Origin of the sequence: Thalassospira sp. UBA848, from assembly GCF_002295455.1 — a bacterium.
In the GTDB taxonomy this organism is placed as follows: Bacteria; Pseudomonadota; Alphaproteobacteria; order Rhodospirillales; family Thalassospiraceae; genus Thalassospira.
On sequence record NZ_DBGS01000038.1, the window covers coordinates 1 to 1,989 of the forward strand.

At 57.8% G+C, this 1,989-nt stretch carries 3 protein-coding genes; all 3 read right to left on the minus strand.

The features are described 5' to 3' along the window. Positions 1-56 precede the first annotated feature (56 nt). The 3 genes from B2R48_RS04800 to hisA are packed head-to-tail and all read right to left on the minus strand — an operon-like array spanning position 57 to position 1,912. Positions 57-395, minus strand: coding sequence for a phosphoribosyl-ATP diphosphatase (locus B2R48_RS04800; RefSeq protein WP_296998393.1), 339 nt, complete (start codon positions 393-395; stop codon positions 57-59). A 4-nt stretch (positions 396-399) separates the two neighbouring features. Next, the gene (hisF, locus tag B2R48_RS04805) at positions 400-1,161 is read right to left on the minus strand and encodes an imidazole glycerol phosphate synthase subunit HisF (protein ID WP_008888819.1); all 762 of its coding nucleotides are present in this window, start codon (positions 1,159-1,161) and stop codon (positions 400-402) included. 22 nt (positions 1,162-1,183) lie between these two features. Further along, positions 1,184-1,912: a 1-(5-phosphoribosyl)-5-[(5-phosphoribosylamino)methylideneamino]imidazole-4-carboxamide isomerase gene (gene hisA, locus B2R48_RS04810; protein WP_296998395.1), complete on the minus strand. Its 729-nt coding sequence runs from the start codon at positions 1,910-1,912 to the stop codon at positions 1,184-1,186. Positions 1,913-1,989: the final 77 nt, after the last annotated feature.

A 1,989-nucleotide genomic window follows, 5' to 3' on the forward strand; every position in this document is an offset into this window, starting at 1 on the left:
CCGCGCAGGCGGGGGTCCATGACGTGGGTGAGGGGCGGTCGTGGTGGTCGCCCTTGTTAGTCGCTTTTGCGCGATGCCTTTTCGGCAATACCTGAAATGCCCTGACGTTCGGCCAGAATCTTCCAGACATCTTCGGGCTTAACCCCCTGATCGGCCCAAAGAACGGTCAGGTGATACAGCAGGTCGGCACTTTCCGATGCGACCTTTTCCGGGCTTTCGGCAAGGGCGGCGATCACTGTTTCAACGCCCTCTTCGCCGACTTTCTGGGCGATTTTGGGCGTGCCCTTGGCAAGCAGCTTTGCGGTATAGCTGGTGTCCGGGTCTGCACCCTTGCGCGCAGAAACGGTTGCGTAAAGCGCATCAAGGATATGTTGGCTTTTATCCGTATCGGGCATGATTTCAGTCCTCGCGCACCGGGATACCGGCAGCTTTCATGTGGTCCTTGACCTCGCGAATGCGGTACGTGCCGAAATGGAAGATCGAGGCGGCCAGAACCGCCGATGCATGGGCATCACGCACGCCTTCGACCATATGGTCGAGCGTGCCAACACCACCGGAGGCAATGACGGGCACATGGACGGCATCGGCAATGGTGCGCGTCAGCGGGATGTTAAAGCCCGACTGGGTGCCATCGCGATCCATCGAGGTGACAAGGAGTTCGCCAGCACCGTATTCGACCATTTGTTTTGCAAACGAAACGGCATCAATCCCGGTGGGTTCACGCCCGCCATGGGTGAAGATTTCGAACTTGTCCGGGCCGGTCGATTTGGCGTCAATCGAGACCACAATGCATTGCGATCCGAACTTGCGTGCGGCTTCGCGCACGAAATCGGGGTTTTTGACGGCGGCGGTGTTGATCGAAACCTTGTCCGCGCCAGCCAGAAGCAGCTTTCGGATGTCTTCAAGGGTGCGCACGCCACCGCCAACGGTGACCGGCATAAAGCAGGCCTCGGCCGTGCGGGCAACCACATCAAAGATGGTATCGCGGTTATCACTTGATGCCGTGATATCAAGGAAGCAGAGTTCATCCGCACCCTCTGCATCGTAGATGCGCGCCTGTTCGACCGGGTCGCCGGCATCGATCAGATCAACGAAATTGACCCCTTTGACGACGCGGCCGTCCTTGACGTCAAGACAGGGAATGACACGGGTTTTCAGCATGGTCTGTTTCCTGTTGGGTCGGTTACGAAAGGGCCGCGATGGCCTCTGCCAGATCGATGCGGCCATCATAAAGCGCACGACCGGAAATCGCGCCATCAATGCCAGCATCTGTGTGTTTCTTGACCGCGATCAGATCATCAAGCGATGAAACCCCGCCCGATACGATCACCGGGGTCGAGATTTCCGATGCCAGTGCCACGGTGGACTCGATATTCGGGCCACCCATCGCACCATCACGGTCGATATCGGTAAAGATGATTGCCGCCACACCGCAATCCTCAAATTTCCTGGCGAGTTCGAGTGCGGTGACCTCGGACGTTTCCGCCCAGCCTTCAACCGCGACATAACCATCACGCGCATCAATGCCAACCGCGATCCGGCCCGGCCATTTGGCACAGGCTTCCTTAACAAACTCCGGATTGCGAAGCGCCACGGTGCCAAGAATCACACGCGTGATGCCCTTGTTCAGCCAATAATCAACCGTTTCCATGGTGCGGATGCCGCCACCAAGCTGCGTCTGCGCCTTGCCCGACACGGCGGCAAGGATGGAATCCACAGCCGACCCATTGACAGGCTCACCGGCGAAGGCGCCGTTCAGATCAACGATATGAACCCAATGGCAGCCCGCTTGGACAAATTCACCGGCCTGTGCGCCCGGATCGTCGTTAAACACGGTTGCCTTGTCCATGTCGCCGCGCAGCAAGCGCACACATGCGCCATCTTTCAGGTCAATTGCGGGATAAAGGTTCACTGATCGGTGTCCTGTATTTTCTTGGTGTAGTAATAGCCTTCGACCATCTTGCCATCGACCATCGCGTAATAGGGATT